Annotated in this window: 3 protein-coding genes; 1 reads left to right on the top strand and 2 read right to left on the bottom strand. The window is 49.7% G+C overall.

Translation table 11 applies throughout. The annotated features are described in order from the left end of the window. On the top strand, window positions 1-244 hold a 244-nt coding region (locus WBV75_RS11450), incomplete at its 5' end, for a hypothetical protein (RefSeq protein ID WP_424120731.1). Between the two features lie 55 nt (window positions 245-299). Here WBV75_RS11450 and rlmN read toward each other — a convergent pair. Next, a complete protein-coding gene (gene rlmN / locus WBV75_RS11445; protein ID WP_424120730.1) occupies window positions 300-1,361 on the bottom strand; it encodes a 23S rRNA (adenine(2503)-C(2))-methyltransferase RlmN in 1,062 nt (353 codons plus the stop codon). A 48-nt stretch (window positions 1,362-1,409) separates the two neighbouring features. Beyond that, window positions 1,410-2,459, bottom strand: a complete 1,050-nt coding sequence (queA, locus tag WBV75_RS11440) for a tRNA preQ1(34) S-adenosylmethionine ribosyltransferase-isomerase QueA (protein WP_424120729.1) — start codon at window positions 2,457-2,459, stop codon at window positions 1,410-1,412. Window positions 2,460-2,726 lie beyond the last annotated feature (267 nt).

The following is a 2,726-nucleotide window of genomic DNA, read 5'->3' as shown; positions in this document are numbered from 1 at the left end:
GACTTCCTATCATTCCGGCCGGGGGGGATATCAGTCCCATACCAACATCTATGATTTAAAAGGACGCCCAATCTCCGAAGTGAACAGGGAGCTGAGAAACAGGGGTTTTGAGATGACCGATCAGAATGGATCCGGAGGTGATGCCATGGAATGGTGGTCCAACCGTCAAACATCACAGTGTTATATGCTCAGCTTTAACAATTCCTACCTGCGACAGATCGACAAGGTAGATAGTTGTTATTAGCTCTCAGATGCAACCTAAAAAAGAACCGGGGCCCTCATTGGGGTTCCGGTTTTTTTTATGCCCTATTATCGCCTGAACCCTTATTGGCCAGTTGGCCGCAGGCTGCATCGATGTCTTTTCCCCTGGAACGGCGCACCGTCACGGTAATTCCCGCGGCTTCCAGTGCCCGGACATAGGCCTGTACAGCTTGCTCAGGGGCCTGGCGAAATTCACCGTCATCGATGGGGTTATATTCAATCAAATTGACTTTACAGGGAGCCGCTTTACAAAAATCCAGAAAGGCCCGAATATCGGCAGGAGCGTCATTAATACCTTCCCAAACTACATATTCGTAAGTGATCCGGCTCCGGGTTTTGTCATACCAGTACACAATGGACTCTTTGAGATCCTGTAGTGGCATTTTGGCGTTAAAGGGCATGATTTCCGTACGCGTCTCCTCCACGGCAGAGTGCAGGGAAACCGCAAGGTTACAACGCAACGCTTCATCGGCCAGTTTGCGAATCATCTTCGGGACACCCGAGGTCGATACGGTAATCCGCTTGGGGGACATCCCCAACCCCTCTTCGGAACTAATCATACGGATGGCCTTGACCACGTTGGGGTAATTCATCAGGGGTTCCCCCATACCCATAAAGACAATATTACTCAGGGGCCTTCCAAAATACAGGCGGCTCTGGCGGTCTATGACCACTACCTGATCGAAAATCTCATCCGGATTCAGGTTGCGCATGCGCTTGAGCCGGGCCGTAGCACAAAAGCGACAGTCCAGACTACACCCCACCTGACTGGACACACAGGCGGTGGTCCGGCTTTCCGTGGGAATCAGAACTGATTCCACGATCAAACCGTCATGCAGGCGAACCGCATTTTTAATGGTTCCATCGGTACTGCGCTGCATCTGATCCACAGCGATGTGGTTAATGGTAAAATGGGTATTGAGAAGTTCCCGGTGGGCCAGGGAAAGATTGGTCATCGCCTCAAAGGAATGCGCGCCCTTTTGCCAAAGCCATTCATAAACCTGGTTCCCGCGGAAGGCTTGCTCCCCGTTTTCGGTAAAAAAAGTGCGCAGGGCCTCCCGGCTCAATTTTCTGATATCGCTTTTCTCGGCTGTATCCATTTAGGGGCAGGGTAAGCCGGCCTGGTAACCTATTGAGTGATGCTCCTTCTACAGAATGAGCATGGCATCCCCGTAGGAGTAGAACCGGTATTGTTCGAGTATGGCCTCCTTATAGGCACGCTTCATAAGATCGTGACCAATAAAGGCAGAAACCATCATCAATAGCGTGGACTTGGGCAAATGAAAATTCGTAATCATCGCATTGGCAATACTGAATTCGTAGGGAGGGAAGATAAATTTATTGGTCCATCCCTGGTGCGTATTGAGGGTATGTTCAGAAGAGACAGCACTCTCCAGCCCCCGCATTACGGTAGTTCCCACAGCGCATACCCTGCGTTTCTGTGTCTTGGCATTGTTTACGATTTCAGTAGCCCGCTCTTCGATGATCAGCTCTTCGCTGTCCATTTTGTGTTTGGACAAATCCTCTACTTCCACCGGGTTGAAAGTCCCTAAACCCACATGGAGTGTCAATTCGGCAAAATCGATGCCTTTGATCTCCAGTTTTTTGAGCAAATGCTTAGAAAAGTGGAGCCCGGCCGTTGGGGCAGCCACAGCGCCTTCGTGTTTGGCATAGATCGTCTGATACCGCTCTTCATCTGAAGCCTCTACATCTCTCTTGATGTATTTTGGCAGGGGTGTTTGTCCCAACTCCCGGAGCTTACGCCTGAAATCCGGGTAGGATCCGTCATATAGAAACCGCAGGGTCCGACCCCGTGAGGTGGTGTTGTCGATAACCTCGGCAACCAGGGCTTCATCTTCTCCGAAATACAATTTATTTCCAATCCGAATTTTCCGGGCCGGATCGACCAGGACATCCCAAAGGCGCTGGTCCTGATTCAACTCGCGAAGTAGGAATACCTCGATGCGCGCCCCGGTTTTTTCTTTATTCCCAAAAAGGCGGGCTGGAAAGACCTTTGTGTTATTCAGCACCATAACATCGCCTTCTTCAAAATAGTCAATCAAATCCCGGAATAACTTGTGCTCAATTTTCCCCGTTTCCCGGTGAATTACCATCAGTTTAGATTCGTCCCGGTGGTCAGCAGGGTATTCCGCGAGTAAGTCTTTTGGCAATTCAAAATTAAAATGAGATAACTTCATAGGGTGCTGGGAGTTTTCAGTTTAGCGGCTGCAAATATACGACCCCGCCATAGGGGATGTCAAGTAAATCCCGGTAATTCTGTATCCTTTCCCCTTCTAAGGCTTCAGTTTCGGCCCGAGTTGCCTCTTCCAAAGCGACGGATCCAAATACGGCAGCGGGGTCTGCCCGATTTTCACCAAAGCGTTATCTTTGAAAAGAAACCGCTTATAATGCTTCCAAAAACTGCCTGTCTTGTCTTTTTTATCTCCCTTTTTGCTTTGACTGGG

Source organism: Robiginitalea sp. (assembly GCF_049588695.1).
GTDB lineage: Bacteria > Bacteroidota > Bacteroidia > Flavobacteriales > Flavobacteriaceae > Robiginitalea.
Note: the sequence above shows the minus strand (reverse complement) of the source record. Positions and strands in the feature narration are given on the sequence as shown.